Source organism: Janthinobacterium sp. 1_2014MBL_MicDiv, from assembly GCF_001865675.1.
Classification (GTDB): Bacteria; Pseudomonadota; Gammaproteobacteria; order Burkholderiales; family Burkholderiaceae_D; genus Janthinobacterium.
This window is the reverse complement of record NZ_CP011319.1, coordinates 3,530,658-3,551,035: the sequence shown is the minus strand read 5'-3', so window position 1 is coordinate 3,551,035 and position 20,378 is coordinate 3,530,658. Positions and strand designations below refer to the sequence as shown.

Annotated in this window: 22 protein-coding genes; 10 read left to right on the top strand and 12 right to left on the bottom strand. The window is 64.5% G+C overall.

Features of this window, described 5'->3' with window-relative positions; genetic code table 11:
* Positions 1-26: 26 nt before the first annotated feature.
* Entirely contained in the window at positions 27-905 is an 879-nt protein-coding gene (locus YQ44_RS15350; protein WP_071324134.1) for a serine hydrolase, read from the bottom strand.
* Between the two features lie 417 nt (positions 906-1,322).
* On the opposite strand from YQ44_RS15350, the gene YQ44_RS15345 reads away from it, so the two are divergent.
* The 3 genes from YQ44_RS15345 to YQ44_RS15335 are packed head-to-tail and all read left to right on the top strand — an operon-like array spanning position 1,323 to position 3,796.
* Positions 1,323-2,570, top strand: coding sequence for a sensor histidine kinase (locus YQ44_RS15345; protein ID WP_071324133.1), 1,248 nt, complete (start codon positions 1,323-1,325; stop codon positions 2,568-2,570).
* Positions 2,567-3,316: a LytR/AlgR family response regulator transcription factor gene (locus YQ44_RS15340; protein WP_071324132.1), complete on the top strand. Its 750-nt coding sequence runs from the start codon at positions 2,567-2,569 to the stop codon at positions 3,314-3,316. The genes YQ44_RS15345 and YQ44_RS15340 overlap by 4 nt, the downstream gene beginning before the upstream one ends.
* Positions 3,317-3,358: 42 nt before the next feature.
* Positions 3,359-3,796 (top strand): DsrE family protein, encoded by a 438-nt coding sequence (locus YQ44_RS15335; protein ID WP_071324131.1) that lies wholly within the window; start codon positions 3,359-3,361, stop codon positions 3,794-3,796.
* A gap of 59 nt (positions 3,797-3,855) precedes the next feature.
* Here the strand turns inward: YQ44_RS15335 and YQ44_RS15330 are convergent, their stop codons facing one another.
* Positions 3,856-4,074, bottom strand: a complete 219-nt coding sequence (locus YQ44_RS15330) for a TOBE domain-containing protein (protein ID WP_034757699.1) — start codon at positions 4,072-4,074, stop codon at positions 3,856-3,858.
* Positions 4,075-4,247: 173 nt separating this feature from the next.
* On the opposite strand from YQ44_RS15330, the gene YQ44_RS15325 reads away from it, so the two are divergent.
* Positions 4,248-4,733: a hypothetical protein gene (locus YQ44_RS15325; protein ID WP_071324130.1), complete on the top strand. Its 486-nt coding sequence runs from the start codon at positions 4,248-4,250 to the stop codon at positions 4,731-4,733.
* Positions 4,734-4,792: 59 nt separating this feature from the next.
* Here YQ44_RS15325 and YQ44_RS15320 read toward each other — a convergent pair whose 3' ends face one another.
* Positions 4,793-5,848: a sulfate ABC transporter substrate-binding protein gene (locus tag YQ44_RS15320; protein ID WP_071324129.1), complete on the bottom strand. Its 1,056-nt coding sequence runs from the start codon at positions 5,846-5,848 to the stop codon at positions 4,793-4,795.
* Between the two features lie 348 nt (positions 5,849-6,196).
* Between YQ44_RS15320 and YQ44_RS15315 the strand changes: the two genes are divergently transcribed.
* Positions 6,197-6,727 (top strand): GNAT family N-acetyltransferase, encoded by a 531-nt coding sequence (locus tag YQ44_RS15315; RefSeq protein WP_071324128.1) that lies wholly within the window; start codon positions 6,197-6,199, stop codon positions 6,725-6,727.
* 75 nt (positions 6,728-6,802) lie between these two features.
* Here YQ44_RS15315 and YQ44_RS15310 read toward each other — a convergent pair whose 3' ends face one another.
* Complete coding sequence (locus YQ44_RS15310) at positions 6,803-7,597, bottom strand: class II glutamine amidotransferase (protein ID WP_071324127.1); 795 nt, start codon at positions 7,595-7,597, stop codon at positions 6,803-6,805.
* Positions 7,598-7,850: 253 nt separating this feature from the next.
* Between YQ44_RS15310 and YQ44_RS15305 the strand changes: the two genes are divergently transcribed.
* Both YQ44_RS15305 and YQ44_RS15300 read left to right on the top strand, forming a co-directional pair.
* Positions 7,851-8,687 carry an EAL domain-containing protein gene (locus YQ44_RS15305; protein WP_071324126.1) on the top strand — a complete coding sequence of 279 codons (837 nt, stop codon included), beginning with the start codon at positions 7,851-7,853 and terminating at the stop codon, positions 8,685-8,687.
* A gap of 132 nt (positions 8,688-8,819) precedes the next feature.
* Entirely contained in the window at positions 8,820-9,536 is a 717-nt protein-coding gene (locus YQ44_RS15300) for a YcbK family protein (protein ID WP_071324125.1), read from the top strand.
* 137 nt (positions 9,537-9,673) lie between these two features.
* Here the strand turns inward: YQ44_RS15300 and YQ44_RS15295 are convergent, their stop codons facing one another.
* The gene (locus YQ44_RS15295) at positions 9,674-9,877 is read right to left on the bottom strand and encodes a DUF3460 family protein (protein WP_071324124.1); all 204 of its coding nucleotides are present in this window, start codon (positions 9,875-9,877) and stop codon (positions 9,674-9,676) included.
* Between the two features lie 73 nt (positions 9,878-9,950).
* Between YQ44_RS15295 and YQ44_RS15290 the strand changes: the two genes are divergently transcribed.
* Positions 9,951-10,832, top strand: coding sequence for a LysR family transcriptional regulator (locus YQ44_RS15290; protein WP_071324123.1), 882 nt, complete (start codon positions 9,951-9,953; stop codon positions 10,830-10,832).
* Here the strand turns inward: YQ44_RS15290 and YQ44_RS15285 are convergent.
* Positions 10,808-11,275: a PACE efflux transporter gene (locus tag YQ44_RS15285; protein ID WP_071324122.1), complete on the bottom strand. Its 468-nt coding sequence runs from the start codon at positions 11,273-11,275 to the stop codon at positions 10,808-10,810. The genes YQ44_RS15290 and YQ44_RS15285 overlap by 25 nt on opposite strands.
* A 195-nt stretch (positions 11,276-11,470) precedes the next feature.
* Between YQ44_RS15285 and YQ44_RS15280 the strand changes: the two genes are divergently transcribed.
* A complete protein-coding gene (locus YQ44_RS15280) occupies positions 11,471-11,920 on the top strand; it encodes a hypothetical protein (RefSeq protein WP_071324121.1) in 450 nt (149 codons plus the stop codon).
* A 116-nt stretch (positions 11,921-12,036) separates the two neighbouring features.
* Complete coding sequence (locus YQ44_RS15275) at positions 12,037-14,202, top strand: putative bifunctional diguanylate cyclase/phosphodiesterase (RefSeq protein ID WP_198043697.1); 2,166 nt, start codon at positions 12,037-12,039, stop codon at positions 14,200-14,202.
* Here the strand turns inward: YQ44_RS15275 and YQ44_RS15270 are convergent.
* The 6 genes from YQ44_RS15270 to YQ44_RS15245 all read right to left on the bottom strand — a co-directional run bounded on the left by YQ44_RS15270 (position 14,187) and on the right by YQ44_RS15245 (position 20,373).
* The gene (locus YQ44_RS15270; RefSeq protein ID WP_071324120.1) at positions 14,187-15,287 is read right to left on the bottom strand and encodes a glycosyltransferase family 9 protein; all 1,101 of its coding nucleotides are present in this window, start codon (positions 15,285-15,287) and stop codon (positions 14,187-14,189) included. The two genes, YQ44_RS15275 and YQ44_RS15270, sit on opposite strands and share 16 nt — an antisense overlap.
* A 155-nt stretch (positions 15,288-15,442) precedes the next feature.
* The gene (locus YQ44_RS15265; RefSeq protein WP_071324119.1) at positions 15,443-16,498 is read right to left on the bottom strand and encodes a hypothetical protein; all 1,056 of its coding nucleotides are present in this window, start codon (positions 16,496-16,498) and stop codon (positions 15,443-15,445) included.
* A 5-nt stretch (positions 16,499-16,503) separates the two neighbouring features.
* Positions 16,504-17,415, bottom strand: coding sequence for a flagellar hook-associated protein FlgL (gene flgL, locus YQ44_RS15260; RefSeq protein ID WP_071324118.1), 912 nt, complete (start codon positions 17,413-17,415; stop codon positions 16,504-16,506).
* 10 nt (positions 17,416-17,425) lie between these two features.
* Positions 17,426-18,787 carry a flagellar hook-associated protein FlgK gene (flgK, locus tag YQ44_RS15255; RefSeq protein WP_071324117.1) on the bottom strand — a complete coding sequence of 454 codons (1,362 nt, stop codon included), beginning with the start codon at positions 18,785-18,787 and terminating at the stop codon, positions 17,426-17,428.
* Between the two features lie 81 nt (positions 18,788-18,868).
* Entirely contained in the window at positions 18,869-19,261 is a 393-nt protein-coding gene (locus YQ44_RS15250; RefSeq protein ID WP_442905940.1) for a rod-binding protein, read from the bottom strand.
* Positions 19,261-20,373, bottom strand: coding sequence for a flagellar basal body P-ring protein FlgI (locus tag YQ44_RS15245; RefSeq protein WP_071324116.1), 1,113 nt, complete (start codon positions 20,371-20,373; stop codon positions 19,261-19,263). The genes YQ44_RS15250 and YQ44_RS15245 overlap by 1 nt, the downstream gene beginning before the upstream one ends.
* Between the last annotated feature and the right edge of the window lie 5 nt (positions 20,374-20,378).

Genomic DNA, 20,378 nt, shown 5'->3' with positions numbered 1-20,378 from the left:
CGCCATGGGCGTTTTCTCAGCCGTGCTTAACGTGCGCGGCGACGCTTCGATGGCTTCGCCGGCGCCTTCTTGTGCCGGCTGACGGAGGCGCGCATCACCTTTGGCTCTTCGATGCCGTTCTCGGCCGCCAGCATGCGGCGGATATTGACGGCGTCCATGGCGCGCACGGAATTGGCGCGCGCGTTGAGCAGGATCATGGTGGCGAACTTGCCGGCCGACTTGATGCGCATGATCAGGCAGCGTCCCGCCTCATTCGTGTAGCCCGTCTTCGACAAGCCGATATCCCAGCCCTTGGCGCCCACCAGGCGGTTCGTGTTGTGGTATTCCACGTCGCGGCCCTTGATCTGGATCACGTCCTTCGAATCGGTGGTGATGCGGCTGATTTCCGGGTAGCGCGAGGCGGCCACGGCCATCTTGACGAGGTCGGCCGCCGTCGACTGGTTGTTCGGCGACAGGCCCGTCGGCTCTTCGATCACGGTCTGGTGCATGCCCAGCGCCTTGATCTTGGCGTTGACGGCCACGGCGAACGCGGTCGGGCCGCCGGGAAAGGTGCGCGCCAGCGAGGCGGCGGCGCGGTTGTCGGACGACATCAGCGCCAGTTGCAGCACGTCGTGCCGGCTCAGCGTGGCGCCCACGGGCACGCGCGAGGTGCTGTGTTTCAGCGTATCGACGTCTTCGCGGTCGATGCTGATCTCTTCCTGCATATTGGCCTTGGAATCGAGCACGACCATGGCTGTCATGAGTTTGGTCAGCGAGGCGATGGGCACCACCACGTTGGAATTTTTTTCAAGCAAGACTTTACCTGTGCCGTCTTCGACCACCAGTATCGACTGGGAACCGAAAGGCACGGCGATGGCCGCTGTCGAAAGCGTCATCAGCACCGCGGCGAACATTTTTTTGAGCATGGGATCGTATGTGGGAAAGCAGTTTTGGGGCGCCACCGTGGGCGCTGCGCGCAAAGCCGGGACAGGGCCGCGAGGGAACGCGGCATGTATCTCGGAGGCAATATTTGCCAAGTGTAGACAATACCATTAAAGATCAAGCGATGTCTACGGTACAGGCGCGCCACAGGCGGCGTTGCGGCCAATTTGGCAAATAAAAGCGCTTATTCTTGCCGGAGTGAAAATTGTTACGCAATTATTGATTTCGTTATGGAAACTTCGTATTATTTCAGCAATATTGGCCGGCACGTCCCCGATGCGCGCCGCGCGCTTCGTCGTTGATGCCTGCCGCTTCGTGTTTCGTCGCCCGACGCTGTGCCCTGGAAACGGCGCGCCGTAGACTGCGTTCATGCCTGATTAACGCGACTGGGAGAACGCAGCATGTGGAAAAAATTTGCTGGATGGTATCGCTGTTACGACGATGAAACCCTCAGGGTACTCGCGCATCCGGATACGGCGGCCCAGCTGCCGCCTGGCTGGCGGCGCTGGGTGGCCTTGCGGCTGGTTACCCTGACGCCGATCGAGCGCCAGCAATTCCATGCCTTCATGCTCAAGTACCGGGGCGCCGGCTTTTACCTGGCGGCGGCCAGGCTGGTGCTGCTGTTCAGCCTGATTGGCGTCGCGCTGCACCTGCTGCTGCCCGACAGGGTAGGCTGGGCCAAGGCCGTGGTGCTCAGCAATGTCCTCGGCCTGGCGATGGCGTGGGGCGTGCTGGGCGTCTGGTTCAATTACCGCAAGCTGGCGCAACAGAAGCTCAAGGCGCTGTTGCTGCTGGTCTTGCCCGCCCTGGCCGGCGTCGGCATCGGCATCCTGCGCTCTATGCTGGAGGGCAACAGTTCCGTCGGCGCGGCGCTCGAGCGCGGCGCGCGCGTGGGCGCCTGGGCCGCGCTCGTTTCCGGCCTCGTGTATCTGGTGCCCGTCATGATCGTCGTCGTCTGGCGCAACAGGGAGTACGAGGCGCTGGCCCTGCAGCTGCAGCAGGATGCCGAGCGCGACCGCCTGGCGCGCGAACTGAGCGAATCGCAGCTGCGGCTGCTGCGGGCGCAGATCGAACCGCATTTCCTGTTCAATACCCTGGGCGCCGTGCAGCAGCTGGCCGAGCAGGGCGCCCAGGGCGCGGCGCAGGCGGCCGCGCTGACGGCCAACCTGATCGCCTTCCTGCGCGCCAGCCTGGCCGAGATGCGCGCCGACCAGGTGCCGCTGCAAACGGAATTCGACGTGGTGCAAGCCTACCTGCAAGTGATGCAGGTGCGCATGGGCGCGCGCCTGTCCTTCCGGCTCGACTTGCCGCCCGGCCTGGCGCGGACGCCGGTGCCCAGCATGATCTTGCTGACGCTGGTGGAAAACGCCATCAAGCATGGCATCGAACCGTCGCTGCGCGGCGGCGAGATCGCCGTCTCGGCCGTGCTGGACGCGGATGGCGCCATGCGCCTGCGCGTGCGGGATACGGGCGTGGGCCTGGGCGCGGGCGGCGTGCCCGGCGGCGGCCTGGGCCTGGAGAATGTGCGCGGCCGGCTGCGGCTGGCCACGGCCGCCGCCAGCCTGCAGGTGCGCGATGGGGCCGAGGGCGGGGTGGTGGCCGAGATTGTGTTGCCGATCAATGTCATGACGAAAGAGATGGCCGCATGAACGCCACCATCCTGATCGCCGAAGACGAGCCGCTGATGCGCGAGCGCCTGCAAGCCATGCTGGCGCTGGCCTGGCCCGAGGCGCGCATCGTGCAGGTGGCGGAAAACGGCAACGATGCCTGGGACGGTTTCCTCGAGCATGAACCGCAGGTGGTGTTCCTCGACATCCGCATGCCCGGCCTGTCGGGCCTGGAAGTGGCCGAGCGCATCGGCACGCGCGCGCACGTGGTGTTTGTCACCGCGTATGACCAGTATGCCGTCGACGCGTTCGACGCGGGCGCCGTCGATTACCTGCTGAAACCGGTGCAGGGCGAGCGGCTGGCGCGCGCGCTGTCCCGCCTGCGCGGCAAGCTCGATGCGCAGCCGGCCGACATGGCCAGCCTGCTGCACTCGCTGCGCGCGGCGCTGCCGGCGCCGCCGCGCGAAAAACTGAAATGGATCAAGGCCAGCGTGGGCAAGCAGATCCGCTTGATCGACGTCAATGACGTGCTGTTCTTCCAGGCCGACACCAAGTACACGCGCGTCGTGCTGGCCGGCGCGGAAGCGCTGGTGCGCACGCCGCTGAAGGATTTACTGGGCGGGCTTGATCCTGAGCAATTCTGGCAAATCCACCGCGGCACCATGGTCAATGTCAGCGCCATCGCGGCGGCCGAACGCATCGACGCCGAGCGCATGCAGGTGCTGCTGCGGGGCAGCACGGAAAAACTGCCCGTCAGCCGGACCTTTACGTATTTGTTCAGGGATTGATATGATGGCAATGTTTTTAATCTGCCACTGAATGGGAATCCCATGAACATGTTTCGCCGCTGCTTCGCCGCCGTCCTCCTCGCCCTGTTTTCCTGCACTGCCGCCAGCGCGGCGCAGGCAGAAGCCAAGGCGGAAAAAGTCGTCTATCACGTCAATGACGCCAGCAATGCCACGGCTGCGCTGAGGAATATCCGCAATCACCTGGACGCCAGCCCGCAGGCCACCATCGTGCTCGTCGCGCATGGCGCCGGCATCGACTTCCTGCTCGATGGCGCCATCGCCAAGGATGGGACGCCGTACGACGTCGCGGTGCGCGAGCTGGCGCGGCGCGGCGTGGGATTTCGTGTCTGCAATAACACGCTCGAAGGCCGCAAGATCGACCGCCAGCGCGTCTTGCCCGAAGCCGTCATCGTGCCGTCGGGCGTGGCCGAGGTGACCCGCCTGCAGGCGCAGGAAGGGTATGTGTATATCAAGCCGTAAGACAAAAAAACCGCGCCGCCGCCAGGATGGCGGGGCGCGGCGCATGGGGGAGACGGCGCTTACTGGATCTTGGCGATCGACACTTCCGTCGATTTCACGAGCGCGATGACTTCGCTGCCCACTTTCAGGTCCAGGTCCTTGATCGAGCGCGAGGTGATCACCGAGGTGACGATGCCGTGCGGCGTTTCCACGTCCACCTCGGACACCACGGGGCCGAAGATGATTTCCTTGATCTTGCCGCGAAACTGGTTGCGTACATTCACTTCCGAGATAGCCATGATGTTTCCTTTATTCCCGTAATACGCCGTGCGGCGCGACATGGCCAGAGTACGGCCCGCGCGCCGTTTTGACCACGAATCGATGCGCATATCGTTATGCGCAAAGCGTGCGTCAGCGCTGACGCAAGCATATTATTCGCCTATACTGGACGCTTACCAACGGGAGTTCCACCATGCGCATCCTGCTGCCGCTGCTGCTGTTATCCTCGTCCGCCGTGCAGGCGCAAGCCGTCGCGGCGCTGCAGCCGATGGCCTTCCTGGCCGGGCATTGCTGGAAGGGCGAGTTCCCTGGTGGCAGGCAAACGGATGAGCACTGTTTCCAGTGGCTATATGGCGGCAAGATGCTGCGCGACGTGCATACGGTGCGCAGCCCCGGCAAGCCCGATTACGTGGGCGAAACCACGTATTACCACGACGCGGCGGCGAACCAGGTGGCCTTCCTGTACGTGGAAAACAGCGGCGGCTACAGCCGTGGCACGATGCTGCCGGCCGATGGTGGCCTCGACTTTCCCGCCACGCAGTACGTGGGCGCCGGCGGCAAGGTCCTGACGTACCGCGTGCGCTGGACGCCGTCGGGCGACGCCTACGAGGCGCATAGCGAAATCCAGTCGGGCGAGCGCTGGCTGCCGCAATTTAAGCTGCTGCTGAAGAAACAGTGACGGCGTGGCGGCAATAAAAAAACCGGGACATGTCCCGGTTTTTTTGTTGTAGCGCAAACTTACTTCTGATAAATCTTGTCGAATTCGCCGCCATCGTCAAAGTGTTTCTTTTGCGCTTGTTTCCAGCCGCCAAATACGTCATCGACCGTGAACAGGGTGATCGGCTTGAAGCTGGCCGCGTATTTCTTCGCGACCGCGGCCGAACGCGGGCGCAGGAAGTGCTTCGCGGCCCATTCCTGGCCCGGTTCCGAGTACAGGTATTGCAGGTAGGCCGTGGCTTCCTTGCGGATGCCGCGGCGGTCGACCACCTTGTCGACGACGGCCACCGGCGACTCGGCCAGGATGGAGATGCTTGGATACACGACTTCGAAGTTGTCGCCGAATTCCTTGCGCACCAGTTGCACTTCATTTTCAAACGTCACCAGCACGTCGCCGATTTCGCGCTGCGTGAAGGTGGTGGTGGCGCCGCGGCCGCCGCCGTCGAGCACGGGCACGTTCTTGAACAGCTTGGTGACGAGGTCGCGCGCCTGCGCTTCAGTGCCGCCTTTTTTCACGGCATAGCCCCACGCGGCCAGGTAGGTGTAGCGGCCATTGCCCGAAGTTTTCGGGTTGGGCACGATGACCTTGATGCCGGGCTTGGCCAGGTCGTCCCAATCCTTGATCTGTTTCGGGTTGCCTTTGCGCACCAGGTACACCATGGTCGAATAGAACGGTGCCGCGTTATTCGGGAATTTTTTTGCCCAATCGGCCACCACGAGGCCGCGGTCGGCCAGCAGATCGATGTCGTTGGCCTGGTTCATGGTCACGACGGACGCTTCCAGGCCATCGGCGACGGAGCGCGCCTGCTTGCTGGAGCCGCCGTGCGATTGCTTGATGGTGATGGTTTCGCCCGTTTTCTTTTGCCATTCAGCAATAAATGCGGGATTCACGTCCTTGAACAGTTCGCGCATGACGTCATACGAGACATTCAGCAAGACCACCGGTTCGGCCGCGCTGGCGGACATCGGCAGGCTCATGGCGGCAGCGGAGGCGGCCAGGGCGCTGGCCAGGAACCAGCGGCGCGAGCGTTGGCTGAGCGTCGATACGGTCGTCGATACGGCGTTGGTATGGGTCATGTTGAACTCTTGTTGTGAGAATAGATAGACATAGTCTAAAATTCCGGCCGGAAAAGAAACGAATTTTTCGTAATATGCTTAGATCCGATTCCCGTTTCCTCTAAAAAACAGATATCGTTTTTTGGAAACATTCGTGGGCAAGATGCGTGGCAGGGCCTAGAGTTTATCCCGGCAGGGGGTGTATTCATCTACGGGGATGGGCGCTGATCTGCAACGCCATGCCATGGGTAAAACCGACCCGTGGCGTGGCGCGAAAAAACCCGAAAGCGCCGCTTGGTGTATAGTCGAATTGCGCGCTACAGGGTGAAAACCGCCTGTATCGGCAACTGGAATATTTTGTGAGCGTACATGAGTCTTGAAATTCGTATTGCAACATCGACTGACGCATTCGAAGCGTGCAATGTATTACGACGCTCGATCGTCGAATGCTGCAGCCTCGATCATCGCGATGATCCGGCCATCCTGGAAGCCTGGCTGGGCAATAAAACACCGCAGATGGTGGCGTGCTGGTTTGCCTCGCCCACCAATTTTTCGCTGGTCGCCGTCGACCGGGGCGCCGTCGTCGGCGTCGGCCTGCTGACGCGTGCCGGCAAGCTGGCCCTGTGCTACCTGCTGCCCGAGGCGCAAGGCCGGGGCGCGGGCAAGGCCCTCGTGGAACGCCTGGAAGAGCAGGCCCGGGAGTGGGGCATCAAGGCCCTGCAGCTGCACAGCACGGCCAGCAGCCAGGCCTTTTTCGTCAAGCAGGGCTATGTCGAGGCGGGCAATGTGCGCTCGCCGTATGGCGTGGAAACCATTTTTTGCTGGAAACAGATCGACCCGGCCGGCCTGGCCAGCGGCGATCCCAAGCGCAAGCGCTTTTGCAACTGCAACTCGGCCTGACGGCTATTCCCCTCAGCCCGCCCATCCGGCGGCGGGCCTTTTCCTCCGTTTGAGCATCTCCCTCACAATTTCCCTTCAGTAACTGATCTGGATATACACGCCTTGCGGTGCCGTCTCGCTCGCCTGCAGCAGGGTGCCGCCGGCAAACAGTTTCAATTCGCCGGGCGCGAACGCCACCCAGTCCTCGTTTTCCGTCAGCGGATGCGTGGCGATGACGGCGATGCGGTCGTCGAGGTGGTTGTGCTGGCGAAAGTCGATGCTGCGCTCGCAGTCGATCAGTTGCGCCACGGAAAATGGGTATTCGCGGATCACGTAGTGCAGATGCGTGGAGCAGTGGGCGAAGAGCACCTCGCCATCGGAGAGGATGAAATTGAAGCTGCCATGCGCGGCGATCTCTGTGGCGACCTCGGCGATGGCGGCGCGCAGGAGGCCGCGTGCCGGTTCGCCGCCGGGAAAGCGCGCGCGCAGGCTGGCCAGCAAGTGGCAGAACGCCTGTTCGCTGTCCGTGTCGCCGCTGGCGCGGTAATGCGCATTGGCGGGCGCGGCCCACGTCTTCAAGTCGCCGTTATGGGCGAAGGACCAGGTCTTGCCCCACAGCTCGCGGGCGAACGGGTGCGTGTTTTCCGGCGCGATGCGGCCCTGCGTGGCCTTGCGGATGTGCGCGACGATGTTCTTCGCCTTGACGGGATGCTGCTGCACCGTGGCCGCCAGCGGCGAATCGATGGCGGCCAGGTGATCCGTCAGCAGGGTGCAGCCGCTACTGGAATGATAGGCGATGCCCCAGCCGTCGCGGTGCTCGTCCGTGCGTCCGCCCCGTTCGGCGAAGCCGGCGAATGAAAAACCCAGCGCGGCGGGCTTGCTGCTGTTCATAGCGAGTAACTGGCACATGGCGGCCCTTCCTGATGATATCGGTACACGGCAACAGTAAAGCCTGCACCAGGGGGCGGGAAGGAATGTTTCTGACTATCGTTATGCGCCGGCCGTTGTCTTCTCCTTATGCGCTGGGCGCATATCAAACGGCGAAACCATTCGTTCTCCTGCGATTCGCCTTGCCTTAGTCTGCACACTTTGGCACCGCCGTCCCCATAAGGGGCTTTGGTGCAGCCCGATGAAGGAGCCCTCCATGCCGTTTCCCGTCCTGAAAAACTACCTGGCCCGCCTGTCGCACCAAACCCAGGCCGGCACCAGCGTCTGGCTCGATGACGAGGGCAGGGCGCTGGGGCGCTTCTTCAATTGCACCATGACGAGCGCCTTCCAGCCGCTGCGCGAACTGGAAAGCGGCAAGCTGGTGGCCTTCGAAGGCCTGGCGCGCAGCGTCTCCAGGGCCGATGAGGGCCTGTCGCTGTGGCGTTTGCTCGACCACGCGGCCAGCGACGATGAATCCGTGGAGCTGGACCGCCTGTGCCGCATGCTGCACGCCATCAATTTCTTCCGCCAGCCGGAAGCGGAACAGTCGGACCTGTACCTGAACGTGCATGACCGCCTGCTGAGCGCCGTCAGCAGCAACCATGGCCACGCCTTCCAGCGCATCCTCGACGCGCTGGGCTTGCCGATCGAGCGCATCGTGCTGCAATTGCCGGCCGTTACGCCGAACCAGGGCTGGCTGCTCAATTACGTGGCCGACAACTACCGCCGCAACGGTTTCCGCCTGGCCATCAACGTGGCCAGCGTGCACGAGGCCACGGGCATGCTGGAGCGCCTGCATCCGCACGCCTTCAAGCTCGACGCGGGCAACCTCAGCGACGAGGACGCGGCCGCCAGTTTCGTCACCCTCTGCCATGCGGCCAAGATACGCGTCGTCTTCAAGCGCCTCGATACGCCGGCCGCGCTGGCCGCGCTGCAGCGCATCGCCGCGGCTACGGGCTTGCCCATCGTGGCCCAGGGCTATTTGCTGGACAAGCCCCTGACGGCGCTGGCACAGGCAAAAGGGGCGATCGCGCCCGTCGCTTTTGCCGCCTGAGGCGCCATGGGCCGCAATCAGGCCCGTACGATAGGCATTGAGGGTTTTTCTTCGCAGCACAATACGCTATAGTATTCGTATCGTTATATTGGAATGACTATGGCATCGCGCAGAAATTTTCTACACCACGGTATGAGCTTGGCCGCGTTGGGCCTGGTTGCCACTCCCCTCATCGGCTGCGCCTCGCGCACGGCCGCTCCCGCCTCGGCCACGGCCAGCGCCAAGCCGCGCGCCCCGCGCACGGGCGTGCCGCCGCAGCCGACGCAGCTGGCCAGCATCGACCGCTCCGTCACCTCGCAGACGCGCCAGCCCATCACGGAGCTGGAACCGCCACCCGACATCTTCGACGCGCAGGCGCTGGACCTGGAATTCTGGCTCAAGCCGCGCACGCTGGAAGTGGTGCGCCCGGCCAGCAATGAAAAGGCGAAACTGCTGTACTGGAAAGATGGCGAGGTCATCGATTCAGCCTACCAGGAGCTGTGCCATCTGCTGCGCGACGTCAACGGCAAGAAGACGGCGCCGATCGACCCGAAACTGCTGGAAACCCTGTGGGGCACGCAAGCGTTCGTGGCCCGCTACGGCATCGAGCAGCCGCTGGAGATTTTGTCGGGCTACCGCACGGCCGAGTCGAACAGCCGGCTGCGCGAAGCGGGCGTGCCGGCCGCGCGCCAGTCGCTGCACATCTCGGGCCGTGCCGCCGACATCCGCGTGGCCAACCTGAACGCGGAAGTGCTCGGTTCGCTCGTGCGCAGCTTCAAGCAGGGCGGCGTGGGCTTCTATTACCGTTCCGGCCCCCGTGGCGGCTGGATCCATGCCGATACGGGGCTGCAGCGCACCTGGAAAGGGTAAGCGCCAGGCCCAACCGCGCGCGGCGCGCCTTGCGGCCTGCGATGGCCACTGCAGCCGTGCCCTGGTACGGCTGGAGTCCTGCCCGCCAGTCGCTGCCCCACGACGATGCCACGACGATGTTGTCAGGCGCTTGCTCGCTAATCGTAGTGGTAGGGCGGCTCCGGCACGCTATCGTTGCCGGCGCGCCGCCATGCGTCGAAATTCACGGGGCGCTCCCAGAAGATGCGCCAGCCCCGGCGCTGGCTGGCCTGCACCTCGGGATGCGCTTGCAGATAGCCATCGATAAAGCGGGTAAAGTCCGATACATAGCCGCCGCGGCGGTAGGTGAGTGCATGATGCATGGCTGCTCCTGTGCTTGTCCTTGCTGTTTGACCGCCGGCGCGCGCAAAAGTGCCGCTTTTCCCTTCCTGCCCCATGAAACTGTCCAGCCATAACATCGAACTGTTCCTGGCCGTCGTCGACGGCGGTTCCTTTTCCAGCGCCGCGCGCGCCTTGCGGCGGGCGCCGTCGGCCGTCAGCATGGCGATCGCGAATATCGAGGCGGAACTGGGGATCGTCCTGTTCGACCGCGGTGCGCGCGAAGCCGTGCCCACGCCGGCCGCCGTGGCCCTGATACCCCATGCGCGCCTGATCGCCGACCAGCTGAAACAGTTGCACTTGCATGCGCAGCAATTGTCGCAAGGCCTGGAAAGCCGCATTTCGCTGGGCATCGCGGCAGAACTCGATCATGCGCCTTTTTTGCGCGCCGTGCGGGCCTTGTCGCAGCGCCACCCGCTGCTCGACATCGAGGTGCTGACGGCGCCGCAGGATGACGTGCTCGACATGCTGCACCGGGGCCGCATCAGCGCCTGCATGGCCTTCGGCGGCGGGCGCATCAACCATGAAGAGCAGTTCCAGCTGGTGGGCAGCGATGCCTTGCTGGCGATTATTTCCACGCAGCATGCACCCAGCGAGGCGGGCCGGCCCCTGTATATCGAGGAATTGGTGAATTTGCGCCAGATCATCGTGGCCAGCCGCGAACTGGACCTGGCCGATGCGCGTCCCGTGGTGGGACTGTCCTACTGGCGCACGGACAGCTTGCCGATGGCGCTGTCCATGGTCGAGGCGGGCCTGGGCTGGGGCAATTTCGCCGCCTCGGCCATCGCCGATTCGCTGGCGGCGGGGCGCGTGCGCCGCGTCGCGTTCAAGAACACGGGCAATGGCCTGGTGCTGCCTATCCACCTCGTGTGGTGCAAGGACCGGCCGCTGGGCATGGCGGCGCGGTCCTTTCTTCAGTTGCTCAGCGAAGCGGCCTGAACGTCGGTGGGCTCTTCTTTCGGCTGCTGCGCCGACAGGGGCACGCCAAACAGGCCGTCGAAGAAGTAGTTGAAGATGAAGCTGTAGCAGGGAATGATCAGCATCAGCGCGAAGTCGAGCACGAACGCCTGCCACAGGCTGATATCGAGCCACCAGGCGATCAGCGGGATCAGGTAGATGACGAGGGTGATCTGGAAGCCGATCGCATGCAGGATGCGGCGCCACACGGTGCGCGTGCGCGACACTTGCCGGATTTCCCAGTATTCGAAGGCCGTGTTGTACAGCAGGTTCCAGATGACGGCGATGGTGGTGATCATGATCGCCAGCGGCCCCGTGCTGGTGGGCGATTCGCCCGAAAGCAGGGTCAGCCAGAGTGTGGAAATGGCCATGCCGATGATTTCAAAGGCGGTGACGTAGACGATTTTGCGCTTGATGCCTTGCATGTAAAGCCTGTAAAGAAGAAGTGGCGCATATTTTAAGTCAGTCATGCTGATGTTTGAAGTTGATAGTTGTCAGTTTTTCTGATGGCTCCATGGAATGAAGGCGCACGCCGGCATACCGCGCAACGGGCAGACGGTGGATAATGTGGGCTGGCGGGCAACTGGTTCCGCCGTATCACCGCAGATGAGGTCAAGAGCATGCAAGGCGCAGCAGACAGCAACACCCCGGAGTCCCCCGCCACGCCGGACGAACGCCCGCGTTTCCGCCCCCGCCCCTGGGAGCACCTGGAAACGCCGTATGACGTGGAAGTGTGGATCGAGGAACATAACCGCAGCATGCAGGACAATATCCGCGCCACGGAAACGGGCGTCGGCATCTGCTTCACCCTGGCCGAAGGCGGCGACATCTACATGCAGACCAGCGCCGATGGCGCGGTGGTGCTCGACGTGACGCCGGACGCGGCCTGGGTGGCGCCCCTGATCAGCGCCGCCACCGGCTGCGAGACGCCCGCATCCTCGTTGTGGATCTTGCCTGACGATAAGCTGATCCAGCTGATCGTGGGCCTGTCCAGCCTGGTGGCCAGCACCCTGCTGGTGGTGGGGCACGACTTCGGCTTGCGCCGGCGCCCCATGGCGCACGGACGCTGAGGCGCTTGTTGTAGAAAAGTTATCCATGGCGCGCATGGCTCGACACTGGGCCGGCTAAGTGCTAGTCTCGGGGCAGTGTCCGCCTGATTGTCTGGGCGGCGCTGCAAAGGATAGCCATGGACAAACCACCGCATGCGGTACCTGGACTGGATTCCTCCGCGCGTCCCGACGACGGCGCGCCGCGGCCTGACGCCCCCCTGCTCGACGACGGCGTCTTCAGCCCCGCGCGCGTGCGGGTCGAGCGCGAACAGGCGTATTTCAACGATTTGTACCTGCTGGCGCCCGTCGCCTATTTCGTGCTGGGCCTCGATGGCGTGATCCTGCAGCTGAACCTGGTCGCCGCCGAACTGTTCGGCCTGGCGCGCGGCTGCCCCGGCCATGTGCTGTTCCGTTCCTATGTACACGAGGCGTTCCGCCACGATTACGCGCAGTTCGTGCAGCGCGTGCTCAACAGCGATGAACCGGAGCGCATCCAGCTGCAAGTGCGGTTGCGCCCGGATGCGCCGGAACCGGGCTTGCCCGTCAGCCTGCTGGGCAGCGCCGACCCTGGCGGGCAGACGCTGCGCCTGGTGCTGGAGCAGGCCGAAGGCAAGCTGGCCGCGCTCGAACGCAGCGAGGAGCGTTTCCGGCGCATCGTCCACAGCGCCGAGGAGGGCATCTGGGAAATCGATGCGCAGGCGCTGACGAGCTTTGTCAATCCGAAGATGGCGCACATGCTGGGCTGCCAGATCGAGGACATGCTGGGCCAGCCGCTGGTGGCCTTCATGGACGACGAGGGGCGCGCCATTCTCGAGCGCAACATCGCGCGGCGCCAGGACGGCATCGCCGAGCGCCATGAATTCAAGTTCCTGCGCCGCGACGGCAGCGCGCTGTGGGCCACGCTGGCCACCAATCCCATCTTCGATTCCGGCGGCGGTTACCTGGGCGCGCTGGCGCTGGTCAGCGACATCACGGCCCACCGCGAGGCGTCCGAGCGCATCTGGCAGCAAGCCAACTTCGACCAGGTGACGGGCTTGCCGAACCGCCACATGTTCCTCGACCGCCTGCATAACGAGGCGCGCCGCGCCAAGCGAGAAGGTGCTTGCCTGGCCCTGCTGTTCATCGACCTCGACCATTTCAAGCAAGTCAATGACCGCTTCGGGCACGAAAAGGGCGACCAGCTGCTGCGCCTGGCGGCGCGGCGCATCAGCGAGCGCGTGCGCTCGACGGATACGGTGGCGCGCCTGGGCGGCGATGAATTCACCGTCCTCCTGGCCGGCGTGGGCCAGCTGGGCGGCATCGAACGCGTGCTGCAGGGGCTGATCGCGGCGCTGGCCGCGCCTTTCATGCTCGATGGCGACAGCGCGCAAGTATCGGCCAGCGTGGGCGTGGCGCTGTATCCGGCTGACGCCGAGGAAACGGAAACCCTGCTGCGCCATGCCGACCAGGCCATGTATGCGGCCAAGAATGCGGGGCGCAACTGCTACAGCTATTTCACGCCGGCCTTGCAGCAGGCGGCCGAACTGCGCCGCAACACGGCGCGCGACATGCGCCTGGCGCTGGCGCAGGAACAGTTCGAGCTGCATTACCAGCCCATCGTCAGCCTGCAGGGCGGCGGCATCGCGCGGGCCGAGGCGTTGCTGCGCTGGCGCCACCCGCAGCGCGGCCTGCTCGCGCCCGCCGAATTCATGGCGTTTGCGGAAGCCAATGGCTTGATCATCGATATCGGCGACTGGGTCTTCCGCCAGGCCGTGCGCCAGGCCCGGCAGTGGCAGGCCGCGTCCGGCGCCGCATTCCAGATCAGCATCAACAAGTCCGCCGTGGAATTTCGCTGCGATGCGGCGCTGTACCAGGACTGGACGGCGCACCTGGCGCGCGAAGGACTGGCGCCGGGCGCCATCGTGATCGACATGGCGGAAGGCGTGCTGCTCGACGAGGCGCGCCAGGTGGGCGAGCGGCTACGCCAGTTCCGCGCCATGGGCCTGGCGCTGGCGCTCGACGATTTCGGCAGCGGCCAGGCCTCGCTGGGCTGCCTGAAGAAGTTCGATATCGATTTTCTCAAGATCGACCGTTCGCTGGTGCGCGAACTGGGGCAGGGCGATGCCGAACTGGCCCTGTGCGAAGCGATCATCGCGCTGGCGCAGCGGCTGGGCCTGAAAGTGGTGGCCGAGGGCGTGGAGACGGCCGTGCAGCGCGACCTGCTGCGCGCGGCCGGCTGCGATTATGCACAGGGCTATTTCTTTTCCGATGCCTTGCCGGCGCCGCAGCTGGGCGCCATGCTGGCCGCTCAGCCGGCTGCCTGAAGGGGCTGGCCTGCCTCGCCATCGCCGTCCATCAGCTGCTCGACGGCCGCCACGGTGTCGGCGGCGCTGACGCTGTCCAGGGTCAGGCCGGGCGCCAGCAGGACGCGGTAGCGGCTGCTGGCCGGGTAGAACCAGCGGTAATTGTCGGTGCGGATATAGTAGCCGACGATTTTCCTGTCGTAGGCCGAGGCCAGGTGGATCACCGACGTGTCGGGCGACACCACCAGTTCGCAGCGGCGGACCAGGGCCGCCAGCGCCAGGATATGAGCGGTCGCGGGCGCCAGCAGCACATTCGGCCGGGCGGCGCCGTGCACGATTTCCCCGGCGCGCGCTTCGCCGCCCGGCGCGGCGATCACCAGCAAGGCATGGCGCGGATAGCGCGCCGCCAGCGCGGCGCAGCAGCGCTGGGCGTCGGCCACGCTGACCGTGCGTTGCGTATTGCTTCCTTGGAAATTCAGGCAAAACAGGCCCGCGTAGTCGCGCAGCAGGGCGTCGCAGGCCGCATCGACCGGCGCCGCATGCGCATCGACGCCATACAGTTCGTAGCGCTCATCGATGTCGCGCAAGCCAAAGGCGGCAAACGCGGCGAAGTAGCTGCGCAGGATGTGCGCGTTGCGGTCGCACGGCACCGTATGGTCGAACATGCCCAGGCTGGCCGTCGAGGTGCCGTACTTGGGGATGGCAAAGCCCGTCAAATAGCGGGCGCCCAGCCATTTGATGCGCAACAGCAAGGGAATGGAAAAACGGTTGTAGGGGTTGAAGATGACGTCGTAGCGGCGCCGGCGCAGCTCGGCGATGGTGGTGCGCAGATCGCGCAGCAGCGATTGCTTGTCCCAGATTACGACGTCGTCGACATGCGGACAGCCGACCAGCAGCGCGCGGTTGGCGCTGCTGGCGGCCACGTCGATCTGCCAGTGGGGATAATGCTGCTTCAAGGCGCGCAGCAGCGGCGTGGTGACGATCATGTCGCCGATCTTGTCATTGCGTAAAATCAATACCTTGCGCACGCGCGCGATATCGAGCGGCTGCTTGCCGCGTTTGCCCAGCAGGGCATGACTGATCAGCCGGGCGACGGTCTTAATCAAGGGAACTCCGGGTGTGGATGACGGGGATGTGCTGGCGGCCATCGCATGGCGCCGGCGCACCAGCAGCATCTTACGGATTTTCACCGCCGGCAGATAGGGGAGCGCCGATTTTAATGTGCGCCGCGCCGCGTGACGGCGCGGCGCGCAGGCGGCGCCTAGCCCAGTCCCAGCAGGGCGACCACGCGCTCGCGGCTGATGCCGACCAGGGCCGAGCTGATCGCCAGCAGCGATTCATAGCCGGGCTTGCTGGCTTTTTCCGTGAAATTTTCCGCCAGCGTGTCCATGCTGACGCTGACCTGCGCCGGCTGCGCCCGCGCCACCCGTCCGGTGGCTTGCGCCAGCGCCAGGCTGACGGAGCTGCGTGCCTGCTGCAGGTGCGCCAGCGCCTGCACCACTTGCTGCAAGGTGGCGCGCAGGGCTTCGACGTCGCCGGTATTCCATTCTTCCGGCGCGATGGCGGCCGGTTCCGCATCCGTGCGCACGCGGCTCATCTGGCCGGTCGGGTAGCGGATGCCGCTGCCGCGCACGGACAGGCTGTCGCGCACGTTGGCCCACGCCGCTTCCGGCGTGCTGAACACCAGTTCGCCATTCTCGCCCTGCTTGACGCGGATGCCCGACGGCATCAGCGCCTGGTCGAAGCGGGCGATGATCTGCTCGCCGCTGAGACCCGGTTCGATATTCACGGAACGCAAGGCCTGGTTCGCGCCGCCCACGGAGAAGGCCAGCACTTCCTGCGGCCCTTCCTGCAGGCTGGCCATGGTCAGGCCGCGGATGCTGAAGTTCTGCTGCGCCGGCTGCGGGCTGGTGTAGCTGAGCTGTGCATCGAGCGTGCCGCCCGAGGCGCTGGCGCGCTGGCGCCAAGTATTGCTGAACTGGCGCACGCGCGCCTCGACCTGCCCCTCGCGGCCCTGGCGCGCGACCAGCTTGGCGGCCAGCTCGCTTTTCAGCGCCTGCAGCTGGCTGCTGCTGCGCGCCAGGTAGTCGAGCGTTTGCTGGGCGTTGGAAATTTCTCCCTGCAGCTGGTGATCCCAGTTGCTCAGGCCACGCTTCAGGCTCGCCGTCGAACTCCTCGCCGCCGGCGCCGGCGCTTCAGGGCGCGCGCTGGAGCTGGCGCTGCCGTTGATGGCGGCGGACGCGTCATCGACGACGCGGGCTGTGCCGGCGCCCTTGGCGCTGACGCCGGAGGAGGAAGAGGTCTGAGCGATGTGCATGATGGTCAGAGAAGGTCAAACAGGGAAATGGTGCCCACCTTGGCGTAGGCTTTGTAAGTCGCTTGCAGGGCCGTCTGGTAGCCGGTCAGTTCGATGGCGGCCGCGCCCATGTCGGTCTTTTTCAAGTCCAGCAGGGCGGTATTGTTCGACAGCGATACGTTGTCCAGGTTGCCGGAAAGCGTGGTCAGGATGTTTTGCGCGCCGCCGAAGATGGCGATCTTGCCGGCCAGCAAATCCATGCCGTCATCCGTGCCGTCGAGCGCGGCGCCCACCACCGTGCGCACGGCCGGATCGTTGGCGTTGACGCCCGGGACGCTGAGGGTGGTGATGGCCTGGTCGATCTTGTTCAGCCACACTTCCAGGTTTTTCACGTCGACGTTGGCCGCCTGCGTCACGCCATTGCCCACCACCACGGTTTGCGTGTCGGTGTTGCCAATATATGTGTAGCGCGCGCCCACGGCGGCCGTCGGGTCGTACTTGATGGCGGGCTGGTCGGTGGCGGTGCCGGAAAACATGTAGCGGCCTTCCTGGTCCTTCAGGTTGGCCGTGTACAGCACGCTGTCGCGCATGGCCGTCAGCGATTGCGTCATCGCATTCAGGTCGTCCGGCGCATTGCCGCCGTCGGCGGCCCAGACCAGCAGGTCGCGCGCCTGGCCCATGTCGGTGACCATGCTCGACAGGTAATTTTCATTTTTCAGCAGGCGCACTTTTACCGTGGCGATATTGTCCTGGTATTGCGAGACCATGGCTTGCTCGCGCGTCAGGCGCGAAATGCGCACGTTGCCGATCGGGTCGTCCGACGGCAGCTGGATGCGCAGGCCCGACGACATCTGCTGGGTCAGGTAATTGATGCGTTCCTGGTTTTGCTGAAGCGAAATATTGATCAGCGATTGGTACTGGCTACTGGCGACACGCATGATCTTCTCCTTAACCCATCATTGCCAAAGTGGCGTCAAACAAGGTATTCGCCACGGAAATGACCTTCATGTTTGCTTGATACATATTCTGGAATTCGACCAGGTTCATCGCTTCCTCGTCCTTGTTCACGCCGCTGGTGGACTTCCAGTCGTCGATGGCTTGCGCGCGCACCGTATTGGCCGTCTTCAGCAAGGCCTGGTTCTGCTGGCTGTAGATGCCCAGCTTGCCGACCAGCTGCGTGTCGGCGTCGCTGATCAGGACCGAACCCACCCAGTTGACATTGATCGATTGATTCTTGATGTCGATCAATTTCTGCAAGTTGCCGCTGTCGCCGGCAGCGCCCGTCAGCGACAGGGCCAGGTCCTTGGCGTTGAAGCCGGCGGTGATGCTCAGCTTGTCATTCGCGTACACCAGCAGGGGACCGCCGGTCGTGCCGGTCATGGTCTGGCCCAGGGCCAGCTGCGCGTTGACCTTGCTGGCCACGCTGCTGGCCATGTCGCGCAGCGACTGCTGCAGCGGCTTCAGGGTGTTCTGTTCGAATTCGCCGAGGCCGCCCATCTGGCCGCCGATGGCAACGGTGTCGAGGGTGTACGTCGACTTGGCGAAGTCCAGGCTCAGGGTCTGGTCGCCCGTCGCCGTCATGGTGCTGCTCAGGGAGCCGGCGATGCCGCCGATGACCAGCGGCTGGCCCGATTTCAGCGAGACATTGCGCGAACCGTCGGGCTGGTCGAGCACTTCGATGCCCATTTGCGCGGCCAGGCCGTCGATCAGCTGGTCGCGCGCATCCATCAGCGACGACACGTTCGTGCCCGAGGCCGTCGAGGTGCTGATGCGCTGGTTCAGCGCGGCGATATTCTGCAGCGCCGTATTGGCCTGCGGCACGATGGCGGCGCGTTGCTGGTGCACCGACAGCAACTGGTTGCCCATGACGGTGCTGATGCTGTTGAAGCGCTGCGACATGGCGTCGGCCGCCGTGATGATCTGCTGGCGCAGCGGCGTCGACGTGGGGTCGACGGCAGCCGCGTTGAGGGCGGCGAAAAAGCCGTCGAGGCCGTTGCTGATGCTCGATGCATCGTCGCCCATCACGCGTTCGAGCTGCGTCAGGTAAGGCTGGGTCTGCGAACGGGCGCCCTGGTCGGACGCGGCGCGCCACATTTGCTGGCTCTTGTAGGCATCGGCAAAGCGCAGGAGGGCCGACACTTCCACGCCATTGCCGGCCGAGCGTACGCCGACGCCGGCGCCAAGCGAGGACAGCAGCACGCCCTGGCGGGTATAGCCTGCCGTTTGCAGGTTGGCGATGTTCTGGCTGGCCGCATTGAGTGCGGCCTGGGCGGCGATACTGCCTGACAATGCATTGCTGATGATGCTCATTGGGCAAGGTTCTTTCGTGAAGAGTGTGGCGCGTGCGGGTGGACAGGCCTGGATTCGTTGTTACCTACAACAGGCGACGCTTCAGACGGACTTATTAAGCGCCGCTGCAATATTGTCGGTTTTGACAGCGCCTTTGGCTGAAACGGGGGCGCTGGCCGCCGGCAGCAGCTGGCGCAGGATGGCGTCGGCGATGCCGAAGGCGCGCTGGCCGGCCATCTTGTCGGCCACCAGATTGTCGGCCATTTCCAGCATGTCGCTGTTGATGGGGTCCTTGAAGACGCTGTCTTCGCCCGCCATCTCGCGCGTGCCCGAGCGCATCTGGCGCAGCATGTGCGAGATGAAGAAGGCTTCGAACTTGACGGCCGCCTCGGTGGCCTTGGCCGCGTAGCGCGGATCGGCCGGCGTGGCCGCCGCGGGGGAGCGGTCGTCGAGCGCCGAGGGCAGGGCGCTGCTGCTGTCGTTGATATTGATCATCAAATTACTACCAGTTCGCCTTCGATGGCGCCTGCCTGGTCGAGGGCTTGTAAAATTGCCATGATGTCGTCGGGCGAGGCGCCCAGGCTGTTGACGACGTCGATGATCGCCTGCAGCTTGGCGCCGGCCGGCCATTTGAACATATTGCCGTTGCCCTGGTCGACGGACACCTTCGATTGCGGCGTGACGGTGGTCTGGCCGCGGCCGAACGGCGCCGGCTGGCTGACGGCCGAACTTTCTGAAATGATGACCTTCAGCGAGCCGTGCGTGACGGCGGCCGCCTTCACGCGCAAGCCTTCGGCGATGACGACGGTGCCGGTGCGCGAATTGAAGACCACTTTCGGCGTATCGGCGCCGACGTCGATGCTCAAGGCTTCGAGCTTGGCCATGAAGGCCACGCGCTGGGTCGGGTTTTCCGGCGCCAGCACTTCCACGCTGGTGGCGTCGCTGGTGGTGGCGACGGCGCCGAAACGGCGGTTCACGGCTTCGACGATGTTGATGGCCGTCTCGAAGTGCGGGTGGCGCAGGTTCAGGGTGACGGTCGGCTTGGTGGAGAAATCGCTGAGGATTTCGCGCTCGATGTTGGCGCCGTTCGGAATGCGGCCCGAGGTGGGCGTGTTGACGGTGACGGACGAGCCGCTCTTGCCGGTGGCGTTGAGGCCGCCGACGACGACGTTGCCTTGCGCCAGCGCATACGTTTCATTGTCGGCCGCGCGCAGCTGCGTCAGCAATAAAGTACCGCCGCGCAGGCTTTTCGCGTCGCCCAGCGAGGACACGGTGACGTCGATGGCCTGGCCACGGCGGTAGCCGGGCGGAAACACTGCGCTGACCATGACGGTGGCGACGTTCTTGCTTTTCGATTCGGCGCCGTCCGGCATCTTGACGCCGAACTGCTTGAGCATGTTGACCACGGACTGGCTGGAAAACTTCACCTGCGTCGTGTCGCCACTGCCGTTCAGGCCAACGACGAGGCCGTAACCGACCAGCGGGTTGTCGCGCACGCCCTCGATGCTGACCAGGTTGCGCAGCACTTGCGCGGCGCTGGCGGGCAGGGACAGGCCGGACAGCACTGCGAGCATGGCTGCCAGGGGCAGGGCGGAGCGAAATTTCATGATGT

Coding starts and splice junctions, on each gene's coding strand:
- YQ44_RS15350 (WP_071324134.1), bottom strand. CDS start 905: ATGCTCAAAAAAATGTTCGCCGCGGTGCTGATGACGCTTTCGACAGCG.
- YQ44_RS15345 (WP_071324133.1), top strand. CDS start 1,323: ATGTGGAAAAAATTTGCTGGATGGTATCGCTGTTACGACGATGAAACC.
- YQ44_RS15340 (WP_071324132.1), top strand. CDS start 2,567: ATGAACGCCACCATCCTGATCGCCGAAGACGAGCCGCTGATGCGCGAG.
- YQ44_RS15335 (WP_071324131.1), top strand. CDS start 3,359: ATGAACATGTTTCGCCGCTGCTTCGCCGCCGTCCTCCTCGCCCTGTTT.
- YQ44_RS15330 (WP_034757699.1), bottom strand. CDS start 4,074: ATGGCTATCTCGGAAGTGAATGTACGCAACCAGTTTCGCGGCAAGATC.
- YQ44_RS15325 (WP_071324130.1), top strand. CDS start 4,248: ATGCGCATCCTGCTGCCGCTGCTGCTGTTATCCTCGTCCGCCGTGCAG.
- YQ44_RS15320 (WP_071324129.1), bottom strand. CDS start 5,848: ATGACCCATACCAACGCCGTATCGACGACCGTATCGACGCTCAGCCAA.
- YQ44_RS15315 (WP_071324128.1), top strand. CDS start 6,197: ATGAGTCTTGAAATTCGTATTGCAACATCGACTGACGCATTCGAAGCG.
- YQ44_RS15310 (WP_071324127.1), bottom strand. CDS start 7,597: ATGAACAGCAGCAAGCCCGCCGCGCTGGGTTTTTCATTCGCCGGCTTC.
- YQ44_RS15305 (WP_071324126.1), top strand. CDS start 7,851: ATGCCGTTTCCCGTCCTGAAAAACTACCTGGCCCGCCTGTCGCACCAA.
- YQ44_RS15300 (WP_071324125.1), top strand. CDS start 8,820: ATGAGCTTGGCCGCGTTGGGCCTGGTTGCCACTCCCCTCATCGGCTGC.
- YQ44_RS15295 (WP_071324124.1), bottom strand. CDS start 9,877: ATGCATCATGCACTCACCTACCGCCGCGGCGGCTATGTATCGGACTTT.
- YQ44_RS15290 (WP_071324123.1), top strand. CDS start 9,951: ATGAAACTGTCCAGCCATAACATCGAACTGTTCCTGGCCGTCGTCGAC.
- YQ44_RS15285 (WP_071324122.1), bottom strand. CDS start 11,275: ATGCAAGGCATCAAGCGCAAAATCGTCTACGTCACCGCCTTTGAAATC.
- YQ44_RS15280 (WP_071324121.1), top strand. CDS start 11,471: ATGCAAGGCGCAGCAGACAGCAACACCCCGGAGTCCCCCGCCACGCCG.
- YQ44_RS15275 (WP_198043697.1), top strand. CDS start 12,037: ATGGACAAACCACCGCATGCGGTACCTGGACTGGATTCCTCCGCGCGT.
- YQ44_RS15265 (WP_071324119.1), bottom strand. CDS start 16,498: ATGCACATCGCTCAGACCTCTTCCTCCTCCGGCGTCAGCGCCAAGGGC.
- flgL (WP_071324118.1), bottom strand. CDS start 17,415: ATGCGTGTCGCCAGTAGCCAGTACCAATCGCTGATCAATATTTCGCTT.
- flgK (WP_071324117.1), bottom strand. CDS start 18,787: ATGAGCATCATCAGCAATGCATTGTCAGGCAGTATCGCCGCCCAGGCC.
- YQ44_RS15250 (WP_442905940.1), bottom strand. CDS start 19,261: ATGATCAATATCAACGACAGCAGCAGCGCCCTGCCCTCGGCGCTCGAC.
- YQ44_RS15245 (WP_071324116.1), bottom strand. CDS start 20,373: ATGAAATTTCGCTCCGCCCTGCCCCTGGCAGCCATGCTCGCAGTGCTG.